Raw genomic sequence first — 26,536 nt, forward strand, 5'->3', positions numbered from 1 at the left:
ATCGGTTAAACGTTTAATCGATTGACCGACTAAACGAATTCTAAACAAAATTATCATTTTTTTTGAAACGAAATAGCTTTATCTTTGCCAGATATAAAAATAAATTTATGAGTTTACGTAAGTATCTTACCAGCCGTGTTTTCTTTGTTCAAATACTAATTGCACTTGCCATTATTGTCGCTTTGGGTTATTTATTTATGCATTGGTTGACTTTTACAACAGATCATGGACATGAAATTACCGTGCCGGATTTGCGTAAGTTGACAGAAGAACAAGTCGAGGAAAAACTGAATGAGCTGGATTTAGATTATGTACTTTTAGACAGCGTAGATTATAGAAGTGATTTTCCGCAATTTAGTGTAGTTAAGCAAGATCCAACGCCCGGTACGAAAGTAAAAGTAGGACGAAAAATATATATTAAAATAAATACTTCGGGATTTTCATCGGTTCGTATTCCGGATTTAGTCAATAAAACGTATCGCGAAGCAGTACCTACATTGAAAGCTTTAGGGCTTGAGGAAGGAGAAATTACCTACGTTCCCAATCTTGGAAAAGACATGGTGCTGGAAATGCGTTTCAAAGGCAGAAACCTGAAAGCAGGGGACAGAGTCTTAAAATCCTCCAAAATCGACTTGGTTTTAGGAGACGGAAAAATGAGTTATGAAGAGACCAGTGCTGCAGATACACTGGCAACACCAATAGAAGAAATACCAGTTGATGAACAATAATAGTGATACAATAGATTTAGAAGACGAGTTATTTGAACATTTTAGATTTGAAGTTCCTAAAGGACAAACGTCTTTGCGGATTGATAAATATTTGATGAGTTTGATTCAAAATGCAACTCGCAATAAAATACAAATTGCGGCGACTGATGGCAATATTTTTGTAAACGATGCCACCGTAAAGTCGAATTACAAGGTAAAAGCCCATGATGTAGTTCGGGTGATGCTTACGCATCCTCCTTATGAAAACCATATTATTCCGGAGAATATTCCGCTTGATATTGTGTATGAAGACGATACTTTGTTATTGATCAACAAATTGCCAGGAATGGTAGTGCATCCCGGTCATGGAAATTACACCGGAACTTTAGTACATGCTTTGGCGTATCATTTTGATAATTTGCCAATGAACAGCAGCGAACGTCCCGGATTAGTGCATCGAATTGACAAAGACACTTCTGGTTTATTAGTGATTGCTAAAACCGAAGCGGCTATGACACATCTTGCCAAGCAATTTGAAGCTAAAACTTCCGAAAGAGAGTATGTGGCTTTGGTTTGGGGAAATGTAGTCGAAGAACAAGGAACGATTGAAGGAAACTTGGCACGTCACCTTAAAGACCGCATGCAGATGGCGGTTTTTGCTGATCCGGAAATAGGGAAGCCAGCCGTGACGCATTACAAAGTGTTGGAGCGTTTTGGTTATGTTACTTTAATTTCATGCCAACTGGAAACCGGGAGAACGCACCAAATTCGGGCACACTTGAAGCACATAGGACATCCTTTATTTAATGATGAGCGGTATGGCGGTCATTTGATTTTAAAAGGTACTACGTTTACAAAATACAAACAGTTTATTGACAACTGTTTCAAAGCATTGCCAAGACAGGCTTTGCATGCTAAAACATTGGGTTTTGTTCATCCTACAACCGGTGAGATGCTGCGTTTTGATACGGAACTTCCGCAGGATTTGCAGGACTGCATCGAGAAATGGAGAGGCTATTCAAAGTCACATAGTACGGAGGAAGAGGAATAAAACAGGAAAAGCCCCAGAGATTGGGGCTTTTTTTGTTTCTAGTCTGAAAGTCTGGACTTAGAGTAATTGTATAAGTTAATTACAAATTCTTTTTTTTAATTGTCATATTAAAATTGATATTCGCTTTTAAGGCGCTAAACACTTTAAATATTGTTTCAATCGTTGGGCTATTGGTATTGCTTTCAAGTATAGAAATCTTTGCTTTTGAGACACTAATAAGTTTCCCCAATTGTTCTTGAATTAAGTTTTGTTTTTGTCTGGTATTTTAATCATCCGTCCTAAATATCCGTACGAAGTTGATATTTATGTTTTTCTCTTTCTTCCGTTTAATGTTTTCTGATATATTTATCTTTTATTTTTTGGTTGTCAGGGCATTACCTTTTTTGGTCTATCTTCAAAATATTTTGCTGGCTCTTGCTATTTCGTTTCTGGGAACTTTTTCTGTTTTTTACAAATTCGTGGTTTGCAAAAACTTACGTATTTTTATTGTCTGCTTTATCCCAAAAGCCAACTAAGTAAGTCGGAAGTTTAAACGTCATAAAGTCAAAAGGAGCATTATGCTAAACATTATTTTAAGATCAATCTGTTTGGACAATAGTTTTGCAACAAAGACACGCCCATAAAAATGAAAAGCCTAAAAAAAAACCGACTTGTTTTCACAAATCGGTTTGTATTTTAATGAAGATTTTTGTTTATACAAATAAGCCTTCGATGCTTAAATAATGTTCGCCAGTGTCGTAACAAAAGGTTAATATTTTAGCATTTTCTGGGATTTCTGGTAGTTTTTTTGCTACCGCTGCCAGAGATGCTCCAGAGGATATTCCTATGAACATGCCTTCTTCTTTTGCGGCTCTTTGGGTATAGGCAAATGCATCGTCTTTGCTTACTTGGATGGTTCCGTCCAGTAAATCAGTACGCAAGTTGGTAGGTATGAATCCTGCTCCAATTCCCTGAATAGGGTGGGGAGCCGGTGCGCCACCGCTGATAACGGGAGAAGCTTCGGGTTCAACTGCATATACTTTAAGGTTTGGGAAATGTTTTTTCAATATTTCGGCACAACCCGTGATGTGCCCTCCGGTTCCTACGCCGGTGATCAAATAATCCAGACCGTCAGGGAATGCTTTTATAATTTCCTGTGCCGTGGCTGTTTTATGAATTTCGATGTTGGCGGGATTTTCAAACTGAAGTGGTGACCAAGCATTAGGTATTTCGGTAACTAATTCCTGTGCTTTTTCCAGCGCGCCTTTCATCCCTTTTTCACGGGGCGTCAAGACAAATTCGGCTCCATAAAGGCTCATGAGTCTGCGTCTTTCTATGGACATTGATTCAGGCATTACCAGTATTAATTTATAGCCTTTTACGGCCGCAACCATCGCGAGTCCAATTCCTGTATTTCCGGAAGTGGCTTCAATGATAGTACCTCCGGCTTTTAATAATCCTTTGGTTTCGGCATCTTCAATCATGGCAAGAGCGATCCTGTCCTTGATACTGGCACCGGGATTGGCACGTTCTAATTTGATCCATACATTGTGATTGGCACCAAATAAACGATTGATTCTTACATGTGGGGTGTTGCCTATTGTTTCGAGTATGTTATTGTATTTCATAATATTTATATAGAGAAAAAATTAATATCTTTTATTTCCTGCTGATTCAGAACCGTATTTTTATTGGATTGCATAACAAAGGAATACGGATTCATACTCTTGGTGATAAACGTGTTTCCGCCTACAATACTGTGGTTTCCTATGATGGTGCTGCCGCCCAAAATAGTGGCATTTGCATAAATAATTACATGATCTTCTACGGTAGGATGGCGTTTTTTTTCCTGCATATTTTTCTCTACTTGCAATGCTCCCAAAGTGACTCCTTGATAAATGCTTACGTGTTTCCCTATGATTGTAGTCTCGCCAATGACAATTCCGGTACCGTGATCAATCATGAATGGAACATCAATTGTGGCACTGGGGTGAATGTCGATTCCGGTTTTGCTATGAGCATATTCGGTTAGAATTCGCGGCAGCAGACACGAGGTACGAGAAGCAATAGCGTTAGCAATACGGTAAACTTCTATAGCAAAAAAACCGGGATAGGAATTGATAATTTCCTGAATACAATCAGCAGCGGGATCCGTATCCAGAATAGCTTGTGCATCTTTTTGCATCGAATCATAAAGTTTTGGAAGCGCGCGATAAAAAGATTCGGCATCATCTAGAATTTCATTGGCCGTTTTGTCTTTTACAATTTCCGACAGGATAGCAATAAAACAGGCTTTGTTTTGGTCCAAAAGCAATTCAATTTGGATCGTTTCTAAAGCTTTCTCCGGAAATAATATTTTGAACAAATCATCAATCCAATTGATGATTTTAGAGGAATCTATGGCTCTTACCCAATTTTTATTTTGGTTTTCATGCAGTGTATTCGAAAAACGGTTGGTTTCAGTATTCATTTATAATGGAATAAAATCAGAATTAAACGAGTAAAAATCCTCGAAATACAAATATAAAGCAGAATTGAATAGATTCATAACCCTGCTTTGTAAATAAATGTTAATATGTTAAATTCCCACAAAATAAGCGTTTGGTGTTGGAAATGATTTCATAAAAAAATCCGATTTGTATGAACAAATCGGATTAATAAATCTGAAATCAAAAATTGTTAATTTACAATCTATAAATGTATTACCTCACCATACGCATCAGCAACCGCTTCCATAACCGCTTCACTCATGGTTGGGTGTGGGTGAATTGATTTTAAAATTTCGTGTCCTGTAGTTTCCAGTTTACGCGCTACAACTGCCTCAGCAATCATATCGGTAACTCCGGCTCCAATCATGTGACATCCTAACCATTCTCCGTATTTAGTATCAAAAATTACTTTTACAAAACCATCTGGTGTACCGGAAGCTTTTGCTTTTCCGGAAGCTGAAAATGGGAATTTACCAATTTTTAATTCGTATCCTTTTTCTTTAGCTTGTTTTTCAGTCAAACCTACAGAAGCAATTTCAGGAGTGGCATAGGTACAGCCCGGTACGTTTCCGTAATCGATAGGTTCCACGTGTAATCCTGCAATTTTCTCCACACAATTGATTCCTTCGGCAGAAGCTACATGTGCTAGTGCTTGTCCTGGCGTAACATCACCAATAGCGTAATAACCCGGAATGTTAGTTTGGTTGTAAGCATTTACCAAAATTTTATCTTTGTCAGTAGCGATTCCTACTTCTTCTAATCCTATGTTTTCAATGTTTGTTTTGATTCCAACAGCCGAAAGTAAAATCTCAGCTTCTAACACTTCTTCTCCTTTTGCTGTTTTTACATACGCTTTAACACCTGCTCCAGTGGTATCAATTTTCTCAACAGAGGAGCTGGTCATAATTTTGACACCTGCTTTTTTCATAGAACGCTCCATTTGTTTCGAAATGTCTTCGTCTTCAACAGGAACTACATTAGGCATAAATTCTACAATAGTTACCTCGGTTCCCATAGAGTTGTAGAAATGTGCAAACTCTACTCCAATCGCTCCAGAACCAACGATAATCATTGATTTTGGTTGTGTTGGTAATGTCATTGCTTGACGATATCCTATTACTTTTATACCATCTTGAGGCAAGTTTGGCAATTCACGAGAACGTGCTCCAGTAGCGATAATGATATGATCTGCACTGTATTCAGTAATTTTATTGTCTTTGTCCGTAACATCAATTTTTTTTCCTGGTTTTAGTTTTCCAAAGCCATCAATCACATCGATTTTATTTTTTTTCATCAAGAATTGAACCCCTTTGCTCATTCCGTCAGCTACGCTGCGACTGCGTTGTACAACAGCAGGGAAGTCTTTATCAAATGATGAAATAGTCAATCCGTAATCAGAAGCGTGTTTTAGATAATCAAAAACCTGAGCTGATTTCAGCAACGCTTTCGTCGGGATACAGCCCCAATTCAAGCACACACCACCTAAATTTTCTTTTTCGATTACGGCTACTTTAAAGCCTAATTGTGATGCTCTAATAGCTGTAACATAACCACCTGGACCACTTCCTAAAACTATAATATCGTATTTCATTTTTATGTGTTTTTCTTATTTAATTGATTGGGCGAATTTAAGGATTTATTCTGTTTTGAGAAAGTTTCAAACTAATAAAGTAGCAAACTAACTAATTTTCAAGAAAACATCTTTGTTTTGAACAAATTGCAGAAGTGTAAATCGATCTTTGTTTTTGTAACTGCTATTCCTTTGCAGCAAAAACTAATTTGCTACCGAAAACTGAGAATCATACAAATTCTTGTAATACCCACTTTCGCGGTTGATTAATTCCTGATGCGTTCCTTGTTCTACAATCAGTCCTTTGTCCATTACCACAATTTTATCAGCATTGACAATCGTGGCCAAACGGTGCGCAATCACAATCGAAGTTCTGCCTTTAGTAATGGTTTCTGTAGCACGCTGAATCAATTCTTCAGAGTAGGTGTCAATCGATGAAGTAGCTTCATCCAGAATCAAAATACTTGGATTACTCACATACGCTCTCAAGAAAGCAATTAATTGACGCTGACCGGAAGAAAGCATAACGCCGCGTTCCTTCACGTCAAAATCATAATTATCCGGTAAGCTCATGATGAATTCATGGACGCCAATATTTTTGGCTGCAGCCAAAACCTGTTCCCGATTAATTTCAGGATTATTCAAGGTGATGTTGTTGAAAATAGTATCGGCAAAAAGGAAAACATCCTGCAATACTACTGCAATTTGTTTACGTAAGGAACCTAAAGTGTAATTCTCAATATTGTGATTATCGATGTAAATAGAGCCACTATTGATTTCGTAAAAACGATTCAGTAAGTTTATGATCGTAGATTTTCCGGCACCTGTAGACCCTACAATGGCAATCGTTTGACCGGCACTTACCTCCAGATCGATTCCTTTTATTACTTCTTCATCCGGAATATATCCAAAACGGACATTCTTGAATTCGATATCTCCTTTAAAAATTGGAGCTTCAATAATTCCGGTATCCTGAATTTGATCTTCGGTGTCTAAAATGTCAAAAACACGGTTTGCCGCAATCATTCCCAGTTGCATCTCGTTGAACTTATCAGCAATTTGGCGCAACGGGTTAAACAACATTCCAATGAACATTGTATAGGAAAATAAATCCCCAAAAGTGGTAAAATTATCTCCGTTCAAGATCTTGATGCCGCCATATAGTACAATAAAACCAAGGGTTAAGGACGAAATGATATCTGCAATAGGAAAAAATATGGAGTTATACAGAATGGTTTTTATCCACGCTTTTTTGTGCTTGTCATTTATGTTTTTGAATTTGTTGTATTCAATTTTTTCACGATTAAAGAGTTGTACAATCTTCATTCCTGTCACACGTTCCTGAACAAACGAGTTCATGTTAGCGATTTGATTTCGCACTTCTTCAAAAGCGACTTGCATTTTACGCTGAAAAATTCGGGTAAAATAAACCAGAATGGGCATTGCAATAATTACGATCCAAGTCAGTTTCCAGTTCATGTAAAACATGAAAATCAGTACTACGAACATTTTCATCAAGTCACTGATAATCATAAACAAACCCTGACTGAAAATACGAGCAATGGATTCTATATCCGAAACCGAGCGTGTCACGAGCTGTCCTACGGGAACGTGATCAAAATATTTCATTCGGAAACTCAAAATGTGTTGAAACAGTTTTGTCCGAATGTCTTTTACAATATCTTGACCGAGCCAGTTTGCCCAATACACAAAGTAAAACTGCGAGAATACCTCCAGCAATAGTACAATTCCCATCAGGATCACATACAATAATAATCCCTGTTGGTCTTGGGTCGAAATGTAACCATCTACAGTTTGTTTCAATAAATACGGGCGCAATGCCGCAAATACTGATAGCGAAAAGGCAAAAATAATCACTCCGTTAAAACGCCATTGATAGGGTTTAGTAAATTTTAATATTCGTTTGAATAATCTAGTATCAAATGCTTTTGCTTTCATGTTTTTTGGAGCTGTTTCCTGCTATTCGTTGCAATCTTTTATGTTTTTAAAGAAAAACATAAAAGGATTTTCACTACTATCAGGGCTATTGCGTAATGTAATCGTAATCTATTTTGGTTAAATACAAACCATGTGCCGGAACCGAAAAACCAGCTTTATCTCGGTTTTTACTTTCTATGATGGCAGTAAAATCAGCCAGTGTACTCTTGTGTAATCCTATATTTACTAATGTTCCCACAATGGAACGAACCATATTGCGTAAAAAACGGTTGGCAGAAATGGTAAAAATCAAATTGCCGTTTTCTTGTTTGTCTGCGCCCTGTTCAGCTGTGCCTCGAGTCCAATATGCTTCAAAAATAGTGCAGTCAAAGGTATTTACATCTGTGTTGACTTTTGAAAAACATTGAAAATCAGTGTGATTGAATAATAGTTGCGCCGCTTCATTCATCAAATCAATATCTAATTTTTGATGGAAATACCAACTTTGTTCTTGCAAAAAAACATCTTTGAATGTATTGATGTGATATTCATAGGTCCTTTTAGTGGCATCAAAACGAGTGTGCGCTTCATCGTGAACCGGTATAATGTCATAAATAACAATGTCTTTGGGCAAGTAGGAGTTGAGTTTGTGCAGTAAACTTGGAATATCAATTGGTGTTTCAAAATCAAAATGGGCATACATTTCTTTGGCGTGAACCCCGGTATCCGTTCTACCGGCGCCCATAAGATTGACGGTTGTGTTCAATAGCACCGAAAACGCTTTGTTCATCGTTTCCTGAACAGAGGCAGCATTGGGTTGGTATTGCCAGCCGTGATAATGGGTTCCGCTGTATGCTAATTTGATAAAATATCTCAAGTGAATTTTTTTGAAGCCACAAAGATACTTATTAATTTTTTTGCCACGAAGTTGCCAAGGTGCAAAGTTTGTTAAGTTTCGATTTGATTTTTTATTTGGAATTCGAATGTATATTTTTACCACAAAATCGTAGCCCAGATTACTTCACTAAACTTTTATTTTCATAAGAGTTCAGTGAATGTAAACATTTGCAGTGGGAATCCTTTATTGTTTTTTCTTTAAAAACAATAAAGATTGAAACGGATAGCTGGACACGAGCGAAGCGAACTGGCGAAGCAAATTGCTTCAGATTACTTCGTACCTAGTAATGACACTATAAATATGAAAAAAATACTTTTGCTTTCTGACACGCACAGTCATATTGATGATACCATTTTGAAATATGTTGCATTGGCTGACGAAGTTTGGCATGCGGGTGATATAGGCGATTTGGCCGTGACTGATGCGATACAAAAGCTGAAACCGTTGCGCTGCGTGTATGGAAATATTGATGATGCAACGGCGCGACTGGAATTTCCGTTACACAACCGTTTTATGTGTGAAGGCGTTGATGTTTGGATTACGCATATTGGCGGTTATCCGGGGAAATACAATCCCAATATTAAAGCTGAGTTGGAAGCCAATCCGCCAAAATTATTTATTTGTGGACATTCGCACATTCTAAAAGTCATATTCGATAAAAAACATAATTTATTACACATGAATCCTGGTGCGGCGGGAAAAAGTGGTTTTCATCAGGTGCGAACGATGTTGCGTTTTGTGATTGAAGGAGATAAAATCAAAGATTTGGAAATTATTGAGATTGAAAAACGGGTCTGATTATTTTTTTTTGATAGGTGATGGGTACTATTATTTTTATGGTTGTACCGAAACCTATTTTGGAGTTTATGACAATAGTTCCTTTCAGATTATTGATTCGTGCTTTGATTTGGTTGATGCCAAAACCTTCAAGGATATGAAATTTACTAGAATCAAAACCTTGGCCATTATCCATAACATTGACATTCAGAAAATCATTATCTTCGTGAATGCTTAATTCTGAACGTGTTGCCTGACTATGTTTTATGGTATTGTTGAGGAGTTCCATAATTATGAAATAAATTTTAATTTCGAAATCTTCATCATAACGGGTTTTTCGATCTACGGAACTTGCGTATTCAAAGTACAGAATGGAATTGGAGTTTTTTTCACACAAATCGTCTAATGCATCAAATAATCCAAAACGGGCTAAAAGCGAAGGCATCAGTTCGTGGGATAAATCCCGTACTTGATCGTGTGCTTCTTCAAGAATAGCCTTAGTTTTTATGATTTCTTGTGCTGAATATTGATTTTTAGAGGTATACGCATGAAGATGTAGTCCTGCTGATGAAAGTAAAGCACTAATGTTATCATGCAAAAATGCCGCAATTTTTTTTCGTTCTAATTCTTGTCCGTTAATGGATGCGTTGATCATGTTTTCCTGAACTTTGCTTTGTAAGTCCTTTAGTTTGTTTTTTTGTTTTAGTTGTGTGTTTTGAGAATAGAAGTAAAAAAGGATGAAAAATAGCAGTAGAACAGCAATTAGTACAATCACAATTTTTTTATTTCTGGATTGTTCTTGCAGTAAAAAAAGTTGTTTTGTTTTATATTCTGTTTCGATCTTGTCGATTTCTCTTTTGTACTCATCAATTTCAAGGTTTATGCCAGCAACATTCGCTTTATTGTGTTTTTCTTGGTCGTTTAGTTCCTCAGTAATTGTATTATATCGGACTAAATTTTTATAGGCATTTTTATAATCATTGTTTTTCAATAAAAATTTAGAAAACTCTAGGTGGGAATATGATAAATCAGATTTTTCAGTTCCTTTAATTCCTTTTTCAATTGCTTTTTGGAAAAAATAATGGGCTTTTTTAGTGTTGTTTGTATGGCTATGATACATGCCGTTGAGCATATTTAAAGCTACAATTGTAGACTCGTCTCCATGTTTTTTGTGGTGTTTGTTGATGTAGTTTAAATAGGGAAGCCCTTCTTGATAGCGATCATTGTCGAAATAGGCCCACGTCAAATTGAGTTTTGTAAATATAATTTGTGCTGAATCTTTTGTTTTAGTGCTGTAATGCAGTGATTTTTTATAATAATAAATTCCTTTTTCATATTGTTTTTTATCAAAGCAATAGATATTTCCTAAATTATTGTTTAACCAATTTTTTAAAACATCATTATTAGTTTTATTAGCGTATTCCAGTCCTTTGTTGTAGTAGAAAAAAGCTTTGTCAGATTCCGATAATTGATCAAAATTAGCAGCAATGGTATTATAAGCTCTTGCTATCAGGTTGTTGTCCTTGATTTTGATTGCTTGGCTCAAAGCAAGTCTCGATTGTATTAAGGACTTCTCGTAATTACCAGCTTTCATATGCTGATTAGCTTCTTTTGCTAATGTTAGAGCTTCCTTTTTTGAAGTTTCTTTCTTTTGAGCACAAACAAAACTACCAGTGAGGTTCAATAGTAAAACTAAGACTATAGCAATTTGTTTCTGAGACATAAATAATTGAATAGATTGGTTATTTCTGGTTTTTTAAATCCGCCTTATTTTTCAAAATAAACTGACTTTAAATCAGGATTAAATTGGTTGGTTTTCTTTTTTTTAATTAAAAAAACAGCATTTAAGTTTCATCTAAATTCATTCAGGATTTGATTAATTTATTTTTAAGGGCATATTTCACTAGGCTTATAGAGTTTTTTGCGCTGAGTTTTTTCATTATGTTTTTGCGATGGGTCTCTACGGTATTAACACTAATAAATAATTGATCACTGATTTCTTTGCCGCTATATTCTAATGAAATCAGGATTATGATTTCCAGTTCTCTTTCGGTTAAAAGTGAATTTGGACTTGGGACTTGTTTGTTTAGTTTTGGATTGTCTTTAGTTACGGTACTGAATATTTTTTCTCTAACAGATTTACTAAAATATTCTTCACCATTAGTAACCGCTAGAATGGCTTCAACTATATTTTCTCCGGCACATTTCTTAGTTAAGTAACTGCTGCAGCCTAACTTCATGACCTCTTTTATTATTCGTAAGTCATCATAACTGGACAAAATGATAATCTTACATGGAAATCCTTTTTTAGCAAATTCTTTGAGGACCTCAATGCCGTCTTTTTCCGGCATGTTAATGTCTAAAATAAGAATGTCCGCTTTATTATTAGTGACTTCCTCATAAATATTAGTGCCGTTTAAGGAATATCCCACTACTTCAAATGTAGGGATTGTGTGTAATAAAGTTCTAATTCCATCAATAAGAATTTGATGGTCATCAGCAAGATGAATCCGTATTTTTTCTGCCATGTTGTAATTATCAGATCCAAATTTATAAAAAATATTCAGCTAAATTTTAAATTATAAGGTTTTTATTGCATTGCAGATATAAAAAAACCCGAATTGTTACATTCGGGTTTCCTTCGCACTAATAAACTAAAATTTATAGGTTTACCTCAATCTGTCCACAGATTTTACAAGATCCTCATCCTTTTTGATTGCTTTATTGGCCAAAACCAATAATACGATAGCAGCTACAGGAAGAAACATCCCAATACCTTTCTCCGAAACAGCAGGTGTTTCTCCAGATAGATTTAGTGAACGATATACAAACAATCCTAATAAAATCAAATTTAATATGATATTCAATCTGCCAATAACAAACTGATTTTGTCTTTTTTTATAGGAAACAATACTAAATAAAGTCAACGTAGTACTCAATCCCAATAGTATAGTATACACTTGACTTTGCATAAAATAAAATGCCTTACCGGTATCCATTGTCCATAATGGAATAAAAAACAGTAAAATACCAGTTACTACAAATACGAGTAGTAAATAAATGGTTTGAATTCTTTGTATCATTTGTTAAATATCTACCACAAAAATATATTTTCTTTTTTATAAATACTATTGTATCATTAAATTTTATTCGTAATATTGCATCATAATACCGTAAGCACTTCATACTGCGGTTGATTCATTTTAATGTTTACTACCTATCTTTTACATTATTTTCAAAATTAATTAAACTCCTAGAACATTCATGTTTAATATTTCTGCATTAAAAGAAATGAAGCTTTCTGAGCTTCAAGAAATAGCTAAATCAGCTAAAACCATAAAATTTAACGGTGTAAAAAAAGAGACTTTAATCAGTCAGATTTTAGCGCATCAAGAGGCTAACGTTGATTTAATATTAGAGACAAAAACCAATAGTAATCTGGAAGAGGATAAACCAAAAAGAACCAGAATACTGCCTGTAAAAAAAGTTGCTATTCAAAAAACGATGAAAAATTCATTTTTTGAAACCGAAGAAAATTTGACAGCATCTTCTGTTTCCGTTGAAGACCATTCTGTTGAAATATTGCCAGTTGACAAAGACGACGATTCCTCTTCTGTTCAGGAACTTGAATCCGGAGCTAAAAAAATAGGAAAGGTGATTAAGTTTAATAAGTCAGCGTACGAGAAAAAAATTGCTTTAAAAAAGGATAAGGAAGAAGGAAAAGAAACAGCAAAAGAGACTGATACAGTTGTAGATATAACTACACAGGAGAAAGAAGAAGTTTCAGCTCCGGTTAAAAAAATAAATCCAAACCAATTACACAAACAAAATCCTAATCCAAGTCAAAATGGAAATGGGAATCAAAATCCAAACTTCAAAAACAAAAAAAATAATTTTGCTGCTTCTGATTTTGAATTTGATGGAATTATAGAAAGCGAAGGTGTGCTGGAAATGATGCCGGACGGCTATGGTTTCTTGCGTTCTTCGGATTACAACTATTTAGCGTCGCCGGATGATATTTATTTGTCGACTTCTCAAATCAGATTGTTCGGTCTTAAAACCGGAGATACTGTAAAAGGTGTAGTTCGCCCACCAAAAGAAGGAGAGAAATTTTTTCCATTAGTTCGGGTTTTAAAAATAAATGGACACGATCCTCAAGTGGTTCGCGACAGAGTTTCATTCGAACATTTAACGCCTGTTTTTCCATCAGAAAAATTCAAATTGGCAGAAAAGCAAAGTACGATTTCAACACGAATTATCGATTTGTTTTCACCAATAGGAAAAGGACAACGCGGAATGATTGTGGCGCAGCCAAAAACAGGTAAAACCATGTTGTTGAAGGAAATTGCCAATGCTATTGCGGCCAATCATCCTGAAGTATATTTGATTGTTTTATTGATCGATGAACGCCCGGAAGAGGTTACGGATATGCAACGTAGTGTGCGTGGTGAAGTAATTGCTTCTACATTTGACAGAGAACCACAAGAGCATGTTAAAATTGCGAATATCGTTCTTGAGAAAGCAAAAAGATTGGTTGAATGTGGTCACGATGTAGTGATTCTATTGGATTCCATTACACGTTTGGCCAGAGCGTATAATACGGTTCAGCCTGCTTCAGGTAAGGTGTTAAGTGGTGGTGTGGATGCAAATGCATTGCAAAAACCAAAACGTTTCTTTGGAGCTGCCCGTAATGTAGAAAATGGGGGTTCATTAAGTATTATTGCTACGGCATTGACTGAAACCGGCTCGAAAATGGATGAAGTTATTTTTGAAGAATTTAAAGGTACTGGTAATATGGAATTGCAATTAGATAGAAAAATTGCTAATAAACGTATTTTCCCAGCTATCGATTTGACTTCTTCTAGTACCAGACGTGACGATATGTTATTAGATCAAAAAACATTGCAAAGAATGTGGATCATGAGAAAATACCTTTCGGATATGAACCCAGTAGAGGCGATGGATTTTATCAATGATCGTTTCAAGAAAACCAAGAATAATGAAGAGTTTTTAATCTCAATGAATGATTAGGGATATTAAAAGAGAATAGAATAAACAAAACAGATAACACATAAAAAAATCCTCGATTTATTCGAGGATTTTTTTTTGAATTCTAGAATCTTAAATCTAGATACTATATTATTTCTTTTTGTACTCTTTTTTCTTTCTGTTCTGAGCTTTCTTTACGTTCTAATAAAGCCATATAAAATCCATCAAAACCTGACTCTGAAGCCAATATTTTTTGGTCTTTAATAAAATTGAATTGTTTTCCAATGTCAGTTGTCAGGAAACGAGCAATTTGATCTTGATTTTCGGAGGGTAGTATAGAACAAGTAGCATACACTAATTTTCCGCCGGGTTTTACAATTTTAGAATAGCTTTCTAAAACTTCCGATTGTACCTTACGGATGTTGTCGATGAATTCCGGTTTCAATTTCCATTTAGCGTCCGGATTTCTTTTCAGAACGCCTAAACCACTACAGGGTGCGTCAATCAAAACACGGTCTGCTTTTTCGTGTAATTTTTTGATGATTTTTGTAGAGTCAATAATTCGGTATTCAATATTGAAAGCGCCGTCTCTTTTGGCCCTGATTTTTAATTGCTTTAATTTGCTTTCATACAAATCCATAGCAATTAATTGTCCTTTATTTTCCATCAAAGAAGCAATGTGCAACGTTTTTCCACCAGCACCTGCGCAGGTATCCACAATACGCATTCCTGGTTTTACATCAAGAAAAGCAGCCACTAATTGGGAGTTGGCATCCTGAACTTCAAAGAAACCTTGTTTGAAAGCATCAGTCAAGAAAACATTGGCTCTTTCTTTTAAAACCAAAGCATCTGGTTGATTTTTTAACGTTTCTGTTTCAATGTTTAAATCCATCAAAATAGCACGCAGCGCTTCTCTGGTTGTCTTTAGCGTATTTACCCTTAAGATTACTTTAGCAGGCTGGTTTTGAGCTGTAATTTCAGTTGCCCAAACTTTTTCGCCTAGTTCCTTAACTCCTAATTCATCCATCCAGTCTGGAATAGATTCTTTTAAAGCTCTCACTTTTGAAAGTTCATCAAAACGTCCTTTTATTTTTCGTTCTGGAGTGCCTTCCAGCTGTCGCCAATCCGGAATAGGATAGCCTCTTAATACCGCCCAAACAGAAAACATTCTCCAAAGATTGTCTCTGTCAAAGGGCTCTTTTACTTCGGCTATTTCTGCGTATAATCTTTTCCAACGCACAATTTCGTAGATGGTTTCGGCAACAAACTTTCTATCAGAACTTCCCCAACGTTTGTCTTTTTTTAAAGATCGGGCAACTACTTTATCCGCATATTCTCCTTCGTTAAAAATGGCGTTCAAAGCGTCTATTGTTGTGTAAACTAAATTTCTGTGTAATCTCATTTTAAATAATTGAGGTGCAAAGGTACTATTAATTGATTGAATGTTATATTTTAAATAATGAATGTTGTTTTTAAATTTTTCGACATAAAAAAACACTGTATTATTACAGTGTTTCTTGGAGGATTAAAAAAACAGAAAGAATTATTTTACTCTTGTCAGTCCAATGTTCTCAGGAGCATGGAGCACCATTGGAAATTGTTCCACTTTTACGGAACTGCTATCCAAACCAAAGGCTCTTTCTTCAGATAAACTTAATTTTTTAATGAAGAAATAGGAGTTCATAATTATTTTTTCGTGCCAACGTAAATCACTGTCATTGGAAAGGAATTTTTCGGATAATACAAATTTGAAATCACCTATGATATTATTTTTATTCAAAGATTCGTAGCGGCTGGTTATATCTACTTCTCCTTTTTGCACCATATCCCGGATTACCTCTCTAAACATCAGATTTATTTTTGTGGGTTCTCTAAAACCAAGATTAAAGTCTACACGATACAAATCATCTTTGACAATTTCAGTTACTTTATATTCGGTTTTATAAGGTTCAGTCAATATATTCACGTGAACAAACCAATAAATATCAGCTCTTTTGGGTCTTTTTTGTAAGATGGAATACATTACTTTTTCTTCGATCTCGTCAATTCTACCGGCATTAGTCATATATACTAAATGTGTTGCGTATTTAGGAATGGATAAATCAGCACTTAACTCCACTAGTACTTTTTTGTAGTCCTCAATTTTAACAATTTTGGTGTAACTTTTGTTAATTTTTTTGGCCAGGTACCAAATAGTCATTATACCTATTAAAGTGATTGCTATAAAAAGCGTTACATAGCCACCTTCAGCAAACTTCGTAACATTAGCTGCGAGGAAACTAAATTCGATTATTAGATAAATAGTAATCAATGGAACTATAAAATATAATTTCACTCTTTTCATTATCAGGTAAAAATTCAGTAAAATAGTGGTCATTATCATACACAAAATGATCGCCAGTCCATAAGCATGCTCCATATTACTGGATTCTTCAAAGTGCAGTACAATTCCAACGCAACCAATAAATAATAACCAGTTTGTAGACGGAATGTATAATTGTCCTTTTAATTCTGTAGGATATTTTATTTTTACTTTTGGCCAAAAATTCAATCGCATTGCTTCATTTATCAATGTAAATGACCCGCTGATTAAGGCTTGTGAGGCAATAACAGCTGCTAGAGTAGCAATTATAATTCCTATAGGCTGAAACCAGTCCGGCATGATGAGATAGAATGGGTTTCCATTTTTTCCTCCTAAAGTTTGTAATGTCTCTCCTTCGTGGCGAATTAAATAGGCGGCTTGTCCAAAATAATTCAACACTAATGCAGTTTTTACGAAAATCCAGCTAATTCGGATGTTTTTTCGTCCGCAATGTCCCATGTCTGAGTATAATGCTTCAGCTCCTGTTGTACACAGAAATACAAAACCTAAAACAAAAAAACCTTCTGGATGGATGGTCAATAAATGATAGGCGTAGTAAGGATTGATTGCTTTTAAAACTTCGGTGTGTTGTGAAATTTGTGCGATTCCAAGTATCGCTAGCATCCCAAACCAAATAAGCATCATTGGAGCAAAAAATTTACCGACTAACTTGGTGCCGAATTGCTGGATAGAAAAAAGTACAAAAAGAATACTTATTACAATTGGAATGGTATTGATTTCTGGATAGTACGTTCTTATTCCTTCAACTGCTGAAGATACGGAGATGGGTGGCGTTATGATTCCGTCAGCTAATAAAGCACTTCCTCCGATTATAGCCGGGACAATCAACCACTGAATTTTTGTTTTTTTGACCAAAGCATATAAAGCAAAAATTCCGCCTTCGCCATGATTATCAGCGCTTAACGTGATTAGTACGTATTTGATTGTGGTCTGCAGTGTAAGGGTCCAAAAAACACACGATATTCCACCTAAGACAATATCCGAATTAATAATGTGGGTGCCAAGTATGGCTTTCATTACATACAATGGTGAAGTTCCTATGTCACCGTAAATTATTCCTAATGAAATTAATAAACCTCCTAATGTCCATTTACTGTGCAGGTCTTTGTGCGATACGCTCATGTGTAATTTTTAAAAAACTTTTCAAATTTACACTTTTAAAATAAATTAGCGCTTTTTATCCGATAAAAAAGAAACACGGTTTAGGGAGCCGTGTTTCTTTTTTTGTATTTAAGATTTTTAGGAGCTTCTATTTTCATTTTTTGAAGAAGAATTGCCTCTTTGAGATTCCGTTCTCTGAGGACCTGATGCTCTTGATGTGTTGCCTCTGTTTTGAGATTCCGCTCTTTGCGGTGCTGCTTGCCTGGAAGGACTTGTTCTGTTTTGAGAATATTCTCTGGACGATTCAGCTCTTTGCGGTGCTGCTTGTCTGGAAGGACTTGTTCTGTTTTGAGAATATTCTCTGGACGATTCCGCTCTTTGCGGTGCTGGTTGTCTGGAAGGACTTGTTCTGTTTTGAGAATATTCTCTGGACGATTCCGCTCTTTGCGGTGCTGCTTGTCTGGAAGGACTTGTTCTGTTTTGAGAATATTCTCTTTGCACTATTGCTCTTCTATTAGAATAACCGGTTTCATTTCTGGATACTCTTCTTTGATCTAATTCATGGCGGTTATTTACAGTACTATTTCTTCTGGAAAAAGACGCATTTGGATGTTGTCTTTCATATCCGTTTGAACGTCTTGAATTGTGTAAAACTACTGCACGATTACTTCTACGGTTATTGACATAGTTATAATTGTTGTTGATATTCAAATTAATGTTTATGTTATTTATGTATCTAAAAACGGGAAATGGATTCCAAGCATAATAATAGGACGGATAATAATTCCAATTCCAAGTGGAATAGTAAGGGCGGTAATTAGTAGACCAGAAGGATGCATAAATTACTGGAGTACTGTAATAAACTGGCTCATAAATGTAATTTTGTCCATACATAAATTCATTACCAACTATTTGTACATGAATTTTATTGTTTCTGTCTTTCTCAACATCAATTGTTGCAACATCTTGGTAGATATCTTCATCAATCACTGACTGAACGATGATTAGATGGGTTCTGTTTTCTACCGTTTCAATAATCCGTAAATAGTCAACTTCATTATCATTATTCAAATCTAAATTTGATATTTGCAGCTCAGGATCATTAAGGCGTCTTTCAAAATCCTGCAGGTCTCTAGAATCACCAAAGATATCAGCAACAGCTCTCAGATCAAGATTATCACTGATTTCGGCATTCACAGCATTTACGTATGTTCTGTTTTGTGCCTGTATTTGTGTTGCGAAAACAGCGGTCAACAGACTCAATAGTAATAGTTTCGTTTTCATAATTAATTGGATTAAGTTTTTCCTTTTTTTCAATATCCAATTACTGTGCCAATATAATTTGGGTGCTATTTGTATTTATATTATTAATTGTAAATTAGCCTTAAAATGTACAAAAATGAAAAATATTTTTTTAATGCTGTTGGTTTTAAATGGATTTGTATCCTGTAAAACAAGTGTTTATAAGTCGGAAAAGTTACATAACGTTAGTTTTCAGTCCGTTGAAATTGATACCTTATTTCAAGATCAAATAAGTATCAGAGCGATTCAAATTGATAAAAACAAAATCTGGTATGCTGCTGATAAAGGTAGATACGGGTTATATAATTTAGATACCAATCAAAAAATAGAGCACAAAATCACCAAGGATTCTTTGATACTTGATTTTAGGAGTATCACTCAAACAGCCAATCATATTTTTATTCTCAATGTGGCAAATCCTGCAGTGTTGTATCAAATTTCAAAAGAGGAAAAGGATTCACAAATAGTATATCAGGAAAGCCATGAGAAGGTCTTTTATGATAGTATGCAATTTTGGGATGATACAGAAGGTATTGCTATGGGAGATCCAATCGCTGATTGTCTTAATATTATTACAACGCGTGATGGAGGCCGATCATGGAATAAAATTTCGTGCGATAAATTACCAAAAGTGATGCAAGGCGAAGCTGCTTTTGCGGCAAGCAATACTAATATTGTAATTAAAGGGAATAATACTTGGATTGTTTCTGGTGGAAAAAAAGCAAGGGTTTTTTATTCTCCTGATAAAGGAAAGTGTTGGACCGTTTTTGAAACTCCAATGGCACAAGGAAAGGCAATGACCGGAATTTTTACTGCCGATTTTTATGATGCAAAAATCGGTTTTGTAGCAGGAGGGGATTATGAAGATCAAAACCAGAATTTTTCCAATAAAGCCCGTACTGCGGATGGTGGGAAAACATGGGGGCTTATTGCTGATAATCAAGGATTTGGGTATGCTTCCTGTGTGCAATATATTCCTGAAAGCAATGGTAAGAAACTCGTTACTGTGGGGACTTCAGGGGTTTATTACTCCTCGGATGGTGGTGAATCATGGCAACAAATAGCAAAGGATAAAAGTCTTAATACGCTCCGGTTCATAGATAAAAAAACGGCTGTTGCTGCAGGGAAAAATAAAATGATTCGGATCAATTTTAAATAACAAAAACATCCTAAGCTCAAGTTTTTACTTGTGTTTAGGATGTTTTATCGAACTAATAAAAAAAGATGTTATTTTTTATGCGCTTTGTTGCGGTATTGTTGCAACAGCTTTCTATTGAAGTCTTCCTCTGCTTTTTTAAGTTTTAAAATTTTTACAGATGGAAATATTTCTCTCAAATTTTGAACAAATTTCTTCCGTAAAAAAAACAATTCTTCTTCGGTTTCTTCTATTTGAACTAAAAATGAATTGGATTCTTTCTCCGTGATTTGATCTAAAGATCCATCATTCATTCTTCTCATGAAACTTTTCATTTTCTGATGTCTTAATTCAAATTGTTTGTCATCAAACAGGTTGTAAATAGGCCAGAATTTTTCGGCTTCACTAGTGGTCAAGTTTAACTCAGTTGTCAAAAAGGCTACTTTCAAAGCTTTAATTTGTTCTTTTTTCTCTTTCATGTTTTCATGTTGGCCATAAAAATTAAAGGAAAGAAGTAGCAACAGTATTGGGAATATTTTTTTATATTTCATTTTTGTTTTATTTATTGTAATCGGTGAACGCGTTTTTTATTCTAAAAGAAGATGCTCCAGATTAGCATTTTCGGATAAATGATCCTCTATAGCTTCATCTTCTAAAACTTCATTATCTGCTTTAATATTATTGATATCTTCGGTTTCTAATTCACTTATTAAATCATAAGGGTTTACACTCGATTGATAGGTTAAATAATTTTCCAGAGTGAGCGTGTCTATTTCGTTAGGGTTGCTTGCTGACGGGCTTAAAACAGGAATCATCAGGGCTATTACTAAAATTGCTGCAACCATTAGAATCCTGTTTTTTCTTTTTTGAAAAATAGAAAATACTTTTGGCTCCTCTATGGGTAATTGCTTCATCATTTTTGCTGAAAAATTTTCAAAATAATGGTCAGGAATCTTAAATCCAGTCTCAATTTTGGGCTCGTTTTCTAATTTAAATGTTTTCATACTATTCATTAGACAGTGGTATTGCAAAAAGGTTTAATTAGTAGATACAAATGCTTCTATTTTTTTTACAGCAAGGTGATAGGAAGCTTTTAACCCTCCAACTGAAGTGCCTAAAATAGCAGATATTTCCTCATATTTTAGTTCTTCAAAATATTTCATTTTAAAAACTAACTGTTGTTTTTCAGGTAATAAAGCAATTGCTTTTTGTAATTTTAGTTGAATTTCGTTTCCATCAAAAAACACATCAGCTTCGAGATTATCAATAGTTTTACTTTGTAAAATTTCAGACGATACCGTATTGATTTTTGATTTTTGTTTCAAAAAAGTCAATGCTTCATTAGTAGCAATACGATACATCCAAGAGAAGAGTTTACTGTCTCCTTTGAAATTTTTTAAATTTTGAAATATTTTGATAAAAGTATTTTGCAAGATATCATCTGCGTCATCGTGATTTAAAACAATGTTACGAATGTGATTGTATAACGGTCTTTGATACTCTTGTAACAACTGCTGAAACGCTTGATTTTGTGTTTTAGAGTTCAACAAGTTATTTATATATTCCTGTTCGTCTTGCAAATTTTTTATTTATGAATTTAGAATACTCTTTATCAAAAAGGTTTAATTCGGAGGAAAGATAATATTAAAATTCAGATTGTTCTTCTTCCTTTTTTTGTGCAGGTTCCGGTGTTTTTACCGCTGGAGGTTTATTGATTGCTGCTGGAGCAAAGACTTTAACAGGAATTACTTTTGGTTTTATTGGAAAGTAAATGTCAGTAATCCACTTTGATGGATTTTTTATTTCCGCTTTGCCGATGGTATAGTTCTCTAGGTGTGAAAATTTAGTGTCAATACTTATTTTGTTAGCATTGCTGTACGCTGTTGTTTTATCTAGCGCTTTTTTTATGTGTGAATAATCACCGGTTAAGGTTGTTTTCAAGGCTTCGAAAGGTTCGAGTTTACCGGATAAAATATCACTGCCTGAACTGGTTAAAATTTGATTTTTTATAGGGATACAAAAAGACAATCTACTCAATCCATTTACTGGATCGTAAGTGTGATAAATAATAAAAGGCTTTCCATTCAATTCTATATTGTTTTGTTCACAAAAAAGAATGATTTTTGGAAAAACGATTCGGGCATTTTTAGTGATATTTGAAATTTTGCTTGTAAAAGTTTGGTGCAAATAAAAAGTTGCTAGTTTTTTTACCACACCTTTTACCTTTATTTGATGGGTATTTATCTCGTAAACTAGTGTTTTGTCTAGATTAGCCAAGCTTTTTTCCTGCATGGCACCTATAACTGTATCGATACCGCCGTTTAACGCAGCAGTGATCTTCATAACGAAACTCATTTTCCCGGCGGTTTTCCAGGTGACCTTTGTTCCGCCAACCGTGTCTTTTAAACTCAAGAAAACGGATGATACCCCTCCGTTGTAATTTATTTTTTGAGAAATACTTTCATTTTCTTTTACAAAAACCGTTTGCATATCCCCTTTGACTTCTTTTCCTTCCCAAGTGAAGGAAGCTCCCTTTCCTACAGTGTTTTTAGGATAGGTGATTATAATTTCAGGATCTTCAACGATCCAGGCACCAAAATCCTGCCAATTTTTATAATCATTAACAAAATTAAATACCGTTGATTTAGGAGAATTAATAACATGACTTCTTTGTACAGTGAATTCCCCTTTTTGTGTAGCTACAAAAATGGATAAAGCCACTAAACTAAGCAGCAACAAAAGAAATAAATATTTTATAATCCTCATGATATCTAATTGTATTAATTTTTGTAAAGTTAAAAATTTAATTTACAAGTCGCCAAAAGTGTTAAATAAAAAAACGCGACTTAAATATTTTAATTGAATAGTTGTTTTACGAAAGGAATACTATGGAAGAAGGAGTTCTAGAATAAAATTTATAGGGGACATGTTCAGGCAGACTATTTGGCACATTGCACTAATTAGCAATTAGGATTTGTTTTTAAAATAAGAAAAGAACAAATTAAAAAAAGTCCTCTTTTCAGAAGACATTTAAAAAAAAACTAACGTTTGAAAAAGACTTTTATCAAAAATAAAATGCCAATAAAAACTCCAAACCCAATTAAAATTTTATAATTTCCTTTATAAAATTTTCGGTGTAACGCTAAATCTTTTCGGTAGGCATAAATCATTGCAATACTGAATGCAACAAAAAAAAAGCCGGCAAAAATGAATTGTCCCTGACTAAACATACTTTATATTATTTTTGACAAATTTAGCTATTTGTTTAATAATAGTTTGCTAATTTGTATTTTCATTTAATAAAATTTAAATTATGCAAAAACAAATTAATGCCGTCAAAGAATTCCATACCGCTTTCAAAATTGGGCATAGCGAAACTCCAATAGCCGGCTTAGCTGAAACCAAACATATCCTTCGTTTCAATTTGATGAAAGAAGAGAATGAAGAATATTTAGAGGCTGTTCAGAATAATGATTTAATAGAAATTGCCGATGCATTAGGCGATATGATGTACATTTTATGCGGAACGATTATTGAGCATGGACTGCAAGACAAAATAGAAGCCGTTTTTGATGAAATTCAACGTAGTAATATGAGTAAGTTGGGTCAGGATGGGGAGCCTATTTACCGTGAAGATGGTAAGGTCATGAAAGGGCCAAATTATTTCAAGCCTGATTTCTCTAAAATAATTGGTAAATAGAGGTAGAAATTTCAGAAATTCTTTGATGATGTGTATGATATAAAAAAGCGATTTTCACACTGAAAATCGCTTTTTTTTAATTTTTAAATCTTTGAATTATACTTTAACAGTCCAGCCAAAAGGATCCGCATCTAATTTATTTTGGATATTTTCTAATTTAGTTTTCAGTTGCAAAGCCATTGTGTTTTCAATTTTTGGTAATTCATGATACACATCCTGATAGGAGAATCCTGAAATGGGACTTACCACAGCAGCTGTTCCTGCACCAAAAATTTCTTTTAAAGTTTCGTTTTTAAATGCCTCAACAAGTTCAGATACTAAAACTGAACGAATTTCTACATTTATACCTTCACTCTTTGCTAAATCAATCAGTGTTTTTCGAGTAACACCATCAAGTATTCTTTCACTTACAGGAGCCGTTAATAATGAGTCATTTATTCTAAAAAACACATTCATCGTACCGGCTTCTTCTAATTTTGTGTGTGTGGCATCATCAGTCCAGATTATTTGTTGAAAGCCTTCTTTATTTGCTAAATTAGTTGGATAAAATTGGGCTGCATAATTTCCGGCTGCTTTTGCAGCTCCAATTCCACCATTAGCCGCCCTGCTGTAATGCTCCGCAATTATTACTTTTACATCACCTGAATAATAAGAGGAAACAGGCGATAAAATAATCATGAACTTATATTCATTTGATGGGTTTGCAATTACTCCGGTACCTGTTGCAATCATAAAGGGTCTGATATATAAGGCATTTCCTTTTCCTTTTTTTATCCATGCTTCGTCTAATTGCAGCAATTGATTTAAACCATTCAGGAATATATCTTCTGGAACTTCCGGCATAGCCATCCTAACAGCAGAGGTGTTGAAACGGCTGTAGTTTTGATCGGGTCTAAAAAGCCAAACGTCATTGTTCTCATCTTTGTACGCTTTCATACCTTCAAAAATAGCTTGACCATAATGAAAAACTCTTGACGATGGATCTAACAAAAAAGGTGCGTAAGGCTTAATGACTGGTTGTTGCCATTCCCCATTTTTAAAATCACATTCAAATAAATGATCTGAAAAAACAGATCCAAAGCTTAAACTTTTAAAATCAACTTCATTTATTTTTGAAGTGGGTGCTTTAATTATTTCAATTTTGCTAGTTTGAGTTGTACTCATGATAATGTATTGTTTATTTTTATATGTTACTACAATTGGGTATTAAAATCTTGATTATGCAAAAAGAACTTTAATAATTGCAAAATTAAATAAAAATCACTAAAATACTTGACAAAACACCATTAATTATAGCCTTTACGTACGATTTATTTATTTTTGAAAAAACAGAAAAAATCAGCATCAATTTTATGGGATTTGCATAATAAATGTACTTTATTTAGGACAATCATTTTAGTTTTGATTAAATTTGGACTGCTCATATAATTATAAAACTTCAAATAACCTCAAATAATAATTTTGAAAAGAGAAATAATACAAACACTTGATGGTTCCACAACCATACGAATAGAGGAATGGGATGAGTGTTATCATTCTAAACATGGAGCCATTCAGGAAGCGCAACATGTCTTTATTAAAAACGGACTTTCCTTATTTCAAAATAAAGCGGTTTCTATTTTAGAAATTGGTTTTGGTACCGGATTGAATGCTTTTATTACCTTATTAGAAGCAAAAAAAATGAATCAGTCTATCGATTATGTTGGCGTAGAGGCATATCCTATATCTCCTGACGAAGTTTTATGTATGAATTATGTTACAGAGTTGAATGCTGCTCAAGAAAGTGACATTTTTATAGCAATGCATCAAAGTGTCTGGGGAGAGAAAATAGCGCTTAGTAATGATTTTTTGTTGACTAAAAGAAAGCAGTTTTTTGAAGTAATTGACGACAATAACACATTTGATTTGATTTACTTTGATGCTTTTGGTTACAGAGTGCAGCCTGAATTATGGAGTACGGATATTTTTAAAAGAATGCATACAGCACTGAAAAGTAATGGAGTTTTAGTGACTTATGCAGCCAGAGGAGTTGTAAAAAGGAGCATGTTAGAAGTAGGTTTTACGGTTGAAAAATTAGCCGGACCACCAGGAAAAAGAGAAATGTTCAGAGCTACTAAAAAATAAATGTTTGTTAAGTAGCTTATTATCAATAATATATTATATTTTTGATCAAAAGTAGTACGAAAAATAAAAAAACTAAAAACTACGTTAAATAACTATGTTCTAGTTGTAAAAAATGTATTTTTACATCACTTTCAATTAAAATCTAACCTAAAATCTTCATTAATTATGTCGAAAATCATGTATGATTATACTAAATCAGTTTTAGAAAGAGTAAGCTTTGATGTTATGCTTTTTAGCAAAGAATTAGAAAAAGCTATTAAGACATTATTGCCCTATGAAATGGATCAATTACGGGAGTGGTTATTAAATTTCACTATTGGTAAACCGGAACTAAAGCACTGTTTACTAATAGTAAATTCATAGTAAAAAAGGAACCATAAACGGTTCCTTTTT

Annotated in this window: 25 protein-coding genes and 1 pseudogene; 8 read left to right on the top strand and 18 right to left on the bottom strand. The window is 34.4% G+C overall.

From position 1 onward, the window contains the following. Window positions 1-107: 107 nt before the first annotated feature. Together EKM03_RS04540 and EKM03_RS04545 are read left to right on the top strand one after the other, a co-directional pair. The gene (locus EKM03_RS04540) at window positions 108-728 is read left to right on the top strand and encodes a PASTA domain-containing protein (RefSeq protein ID WP_126460585.1); all 621 of its coding nucleotides are present in this window, start codon (window positions 108-110) and stop codon (window positions 726-728) included. Further along, complete coding sequence (locus EKM03_RS04545) at window positions 718-1,758, top strand: RluA family pseudouridine synthase (protein WP_126460588.1); 1,041 nt, start codon at window positions 718-720, stop codon at window positions 1,756-1,758. The genes EKM03_RS04540 and EKM03_RS04545 overlap by 11 nt, the downstream gene beginning before the upstream one ends. A 79-nt stretch (window positions 1,759-1,837) precedes the next feature. On the opposite strand, the pseudogene EKM03_RS15185 reads toward EKM03_RS04545, so the two are convergent. The 6 genes and pseudogenes from EKM03_RS15185 to truA form a co-directional block, all read right to left on the bottom strand. Next, window positions 1,838-2,005: pseudogene (locus tag EKM03_RS15185) on the bottom strand (helix-turn-helix domain-containing protein); the annotation flags it as partial. A gap of 445 nt (window positions 2,006-2,450) precedes the next feature. After that, the gene (gene cysK / locus EKM03_RS04555; protein ID WP_126561720.1) at window positions 2,451-3,365 is read right to left on the bottom strand and encodes a cysteine synthase A; all 915 of its coding nucleotides are present in this window, start codon (window positions 3,363-3,365) and stop codon (window positions 2,451-2,453) included. Window positions 3,366-3,370: 5 nt separating this feature from the next. Continuing rightward, the gene (locus EKM03_RS04560; RefSeq protein ID WP_126568338.1) at window positions 3,371-4,207 is read right to left on the bottom strand and encodes a serine O-acetyltransferase; all 837 of its coding nucleotides are present in this window, start codon (window positions 4,205-4,207) and stop codon (window positions 3,371-3,373) included. A 221-nt stretch (window positions 4,208-4,428) separates the two neighbouring features. After that, entirely contained in the window at window positions 4,429-5,817 is a 1,389-nt protein-coding gene (lpdA, locus tag EKM03_RS04565) for a dihydrolipoyl dehydrogenase (RefSeq protein WP_126739941.1), read from the bottom strand. Window positions 5,818-6,000: 183 nt separating this feature from the next. Then, window positions 6,001-7,755, bottom strand: a complete 1,755-nt coding sequence (locus EKM03_RS04570) for an ABC transporter ATP-binding protein (RefSeq protein WP_126739942.1) — start codon at window positions 7,753-7,755, stop codon at window positions 6,001-6,003. Between the two features lie 85 nt (window positions 7,756-7,840). Beyond that, window positions 7,841-8,611: a tRNA pseudouridine(38-40) synthase TruA gene (gene truA, locus EKM03_RS04575; protein WP_126556229.1), complete on the bottom strand. Its 771-nt coding sequence runs from the start codon at window positions 8,609-8,611 to the stop codon at window positions 7,841-7,843. A 321-nt stretch (window positions 8,612-8,932) separates the two neighbouring features. Here truA and EKM03_RS04580 point away from each other — a divergent pair, with 321 nt between their 5' ends. Next, complete coding sequence (locus EKM03_RS04580; protein ID WP_126561791.1) at window positions 8,933-9,430, top strand: metallophosphoesterase; 498 nt, start codon at window positions 8,933-8,935, stop codon at window positions 9,428-9,430. On the opposite strand, the gene EKM03_RS04585 is transcribed toward EKM03_RS04580, so the two are convergent. The 3 genes from EKM03_RS04585 to EKM03_RS04595 all read right to left on the bottom strand — a co-directional run bounded on the left by EKM03_RS04585 (window position 9,405) and on the right by EKM03_RS04595 (window position 12,492). Next, the gene (locus EKM03_RS04585) at window positions 9,405-11,132 is read right to left on the bottom strand and encodes a tetratricopeptide repeat-containing sensor histidine kinase (RefSeq protein WP_126561722.1); all 1,728 of its coding nucleotides are present in this window, start codon (window positions 11,130-11,132) and stop codon (window positions 9,405-9,407) included. The two genes, EKM03_RS04580 and EKM03_RS04585, sit on opposite strands and share 26 nt — an antisense overlap. 142 nt (window positions 11,133-11,274) lie before the next feature. Then, window positions 11,275-11,937 carry a response regulator transcription factor gene (locus EKM03_RS04590; RefSeq protein WP_126460607.1) on the bottom strand — a complete coding sequence of 221 codons (663 nt, stop codon included), beginning with the start codon at window positions 11,935-11,937 and terminating at the stop codon, window positions 11,275-11,277. A 141-nt stretch (window positions 11,938-12,078) separates the two neighbouring features. Next, window positions 12,079-12,492 (bottom strand): DUF4293 domain-containing protein, encoded by a 414-nt coding sequence (locus EKM03_RS04595; protein WP_126460610.1) that lies wholly within the window; start codon window positions 12,490-12,492, stop codon window positions 12,079-12,081. A 181-nt stretch (window positions 12,493-12,673) separates the two neighbouring features. Here EKM03_RS04595 and rho point away from each other — a divergent pair, with 181 nt between their 5' ends. Beyond that, a complete protein-coding gene (rho, locus tag EKM03_RS04600; RefSeq protein ID WP_126561723.1) occupies window positions 12,674-14,440 on the top strand; it encodes a transcription termination factor Rho in 1,767 nt (588 codons plus the stop codon). A gap of 103 nt (window positions 14,441-14,543) precedes the next feature. Here the strand turns inward: rho and EKM03_RS04605 are convergent, their stop codons facing one another. From EKM03_RS04605 to EKM03_RS04615, 3 genes are all read right to left on the bottom strand, one after another. Next, window positions 14,544-15,800 (bottom strand): RsmB/NOP family class I SAM-dependent RNA methyltransferase, encoded by a 1,257-nt coding sequence (locus tag EKM03_RS04605; protein WP_126455602.1) that lies wholly within the window; start codon window positions 15,798-15,800, stop codon window positions 14,544-14,546. 141 nt (window positions 15,801-15,941) lie between these two features. Continuing rightward, window positions 15,942-17,903, bottom strand: coding sequence for a KUP/HAK/KT family potassium transporter (locus tag EKM03_RS04610; protein ID WP_126460620.1), 1,962 nt, complete (start codon window positions 17,901-17,903; stop codon window positions 15,942-15,944). Window positions 17,904-18,020: 117 nt separating this feature from the next. Next, window positions 18,021-19,166, bottom strand: coding sequence for a hypothetical protein (locus EKM03_RS04615; protein ID WP_126739943.1), 1,146 nt, complete (start codon window positions 19,164-19,166; stop codon window positions 18,021-18,023). Window positions 19,167-19,281: 115 nt separating this feature from the next. On the opposite strand from EKM03_RS04615, the gene EKM03_RS04620 reads away from it, so the two are divergent. Then, window positions 19,282-20,343, top strand: a complete 1,062-nt coding sequence (locus EKM03_RS04620; protein ID WP_126739944.1) for an oxidoreductase — start codon at window positions 19,282-19,284, stop codon at window positions 20,341-20,343. 68 nt (window positions 20,344-20,411) lie between these two features. On the opposite strand, the gene EKM03_RS04625 is transcribed toward EKM03_RS04620, so the two are convergent. The 5 genes from EKM03_RS04625 to EKM03_RS15190 form a co-directional block, all read right to left on the bottom strand. After that, entirely contained in the window at window positions 20,412-20,870 is a 459-nt protein-coding gene (locus EKM03_RS04625; RefSeq protein WP_126561726.1) for a sensor of ECF-type sigma factor, read from the bottom strand. Between the two features lie 36 nt (window positions 20,871-20,906). Further along, a complete protein-coding gene (locus EKM03_RS04630; protein ID WP_126561727.1) occupies window positions 20,907-21,323 on the bottom strand; it encodes a hypothetical protein in 417 nt (138 codons plus the stop codon). Between the two features lie 33 nt (window positions 21,324-21,356). Then, entirely contained in the window at window positions 21,357-21,899 is a 543-nt protein-coding gene (locus EKM03_RS04635; RefSeq protein ID WP_126576842.1) for an RNA polymerase sigma factor, read from the bottom strand. Between the two features lie 64 nt (window positions 21,900-21,963). Beyond that, on the bottom strand, window positions 21,964-23,085 hold the full coding sequence (locus EKM03_RS04640) for an SRPBCC family protein (protein WP_126739945.1): 1,122 nt from the start codon (window positions 23,083-23,085) through the stop codon (window positions 21,964-21,966). Window positions 23,086-23,360: 275 nt separating this feature from the next. Next, window positions 23,361-23,549, bottom strand: a complete 189-nt coding sequence (locus EKM03_RS15190; RefSeq protein ID WP_126460641.1) for a hypothetical protein — start codon at window positions 23,547-23,549, stop codon at window positions 23,361-23,363. Between the two features lie 83 nt (window positions 23,550-23,632). Between EKM03_RS15190 and EKM03_RS04650 the strand changes: the two genes are divergently transcribed. Beyond that, window positions 23,633-24,019, top strand: coding sequence for a nucleoside triphosphate pyrophosphohydrolase family protein (locus EKM03_RS04650; protein ID WP_126455620.1), 387 nt, complete (start codon window positions 23,633-23,635; stop codon window positions 24,017-24,019). A gap of 96 nt (window positions 24,020-24,115) precedes the next feature. Here the strand turns inward: EKM03_RS04650 and EKM03_RS04655 are convergent, their stop codons facing one another. Further along, window positions 24,116-25,183 (bottom strand): branched-chain amino acid aminotransferase, encoded by a 1,068-nt coding sequence (locus EKM03_RS04655; protein WP_126739946.1) that lies wholly within the window; start codon window positions 25,181-25,183, stop codon window positions 24,116-24,118. Window positions 25,184-25,480: 297 nt separating this feature from the next. Here EKM03_RS04655 and mnmD point away from each other — a divergent pair, with 297 nt between their 5' ends. Beyond that, window positions 25,481-26,143, top strand: a complete 663-nt coding sequence (mnmD, locus tag EKM03_RS04660; protein WP_126460647.1) for a tRNA (5-methylaminomethyl-2-thiouridine)(34)-methyltransferase MnmD — start codon at window positions 25,481-25,483, stop codon at window positions 26,141-26,143. A gap of 165 nt (window positions 26,144-26,308) precedes the next feature. Further along, window positions 26,309-26,506, top strand: coding sequence for a hypothetical protein (locus EKM03_RS04665; RefSeq protein WP_126455626.1), 198 nt, complete (start codon window positions 26,309-26,311; stop codon window positions 26,504-26,506). Window positions 26,507-26,536: the final 30 nt, after the last annotated feature.

The organism is Flavobacterium sp. GSP6 (assembly GCF_003984855.1).
Taxonomy (GTDB): domain Bacteria; phylum Bacteroidota; class Bacteroidia; order Flavobacteriales; family Flavobacteriaceae; genus Flavobacterium.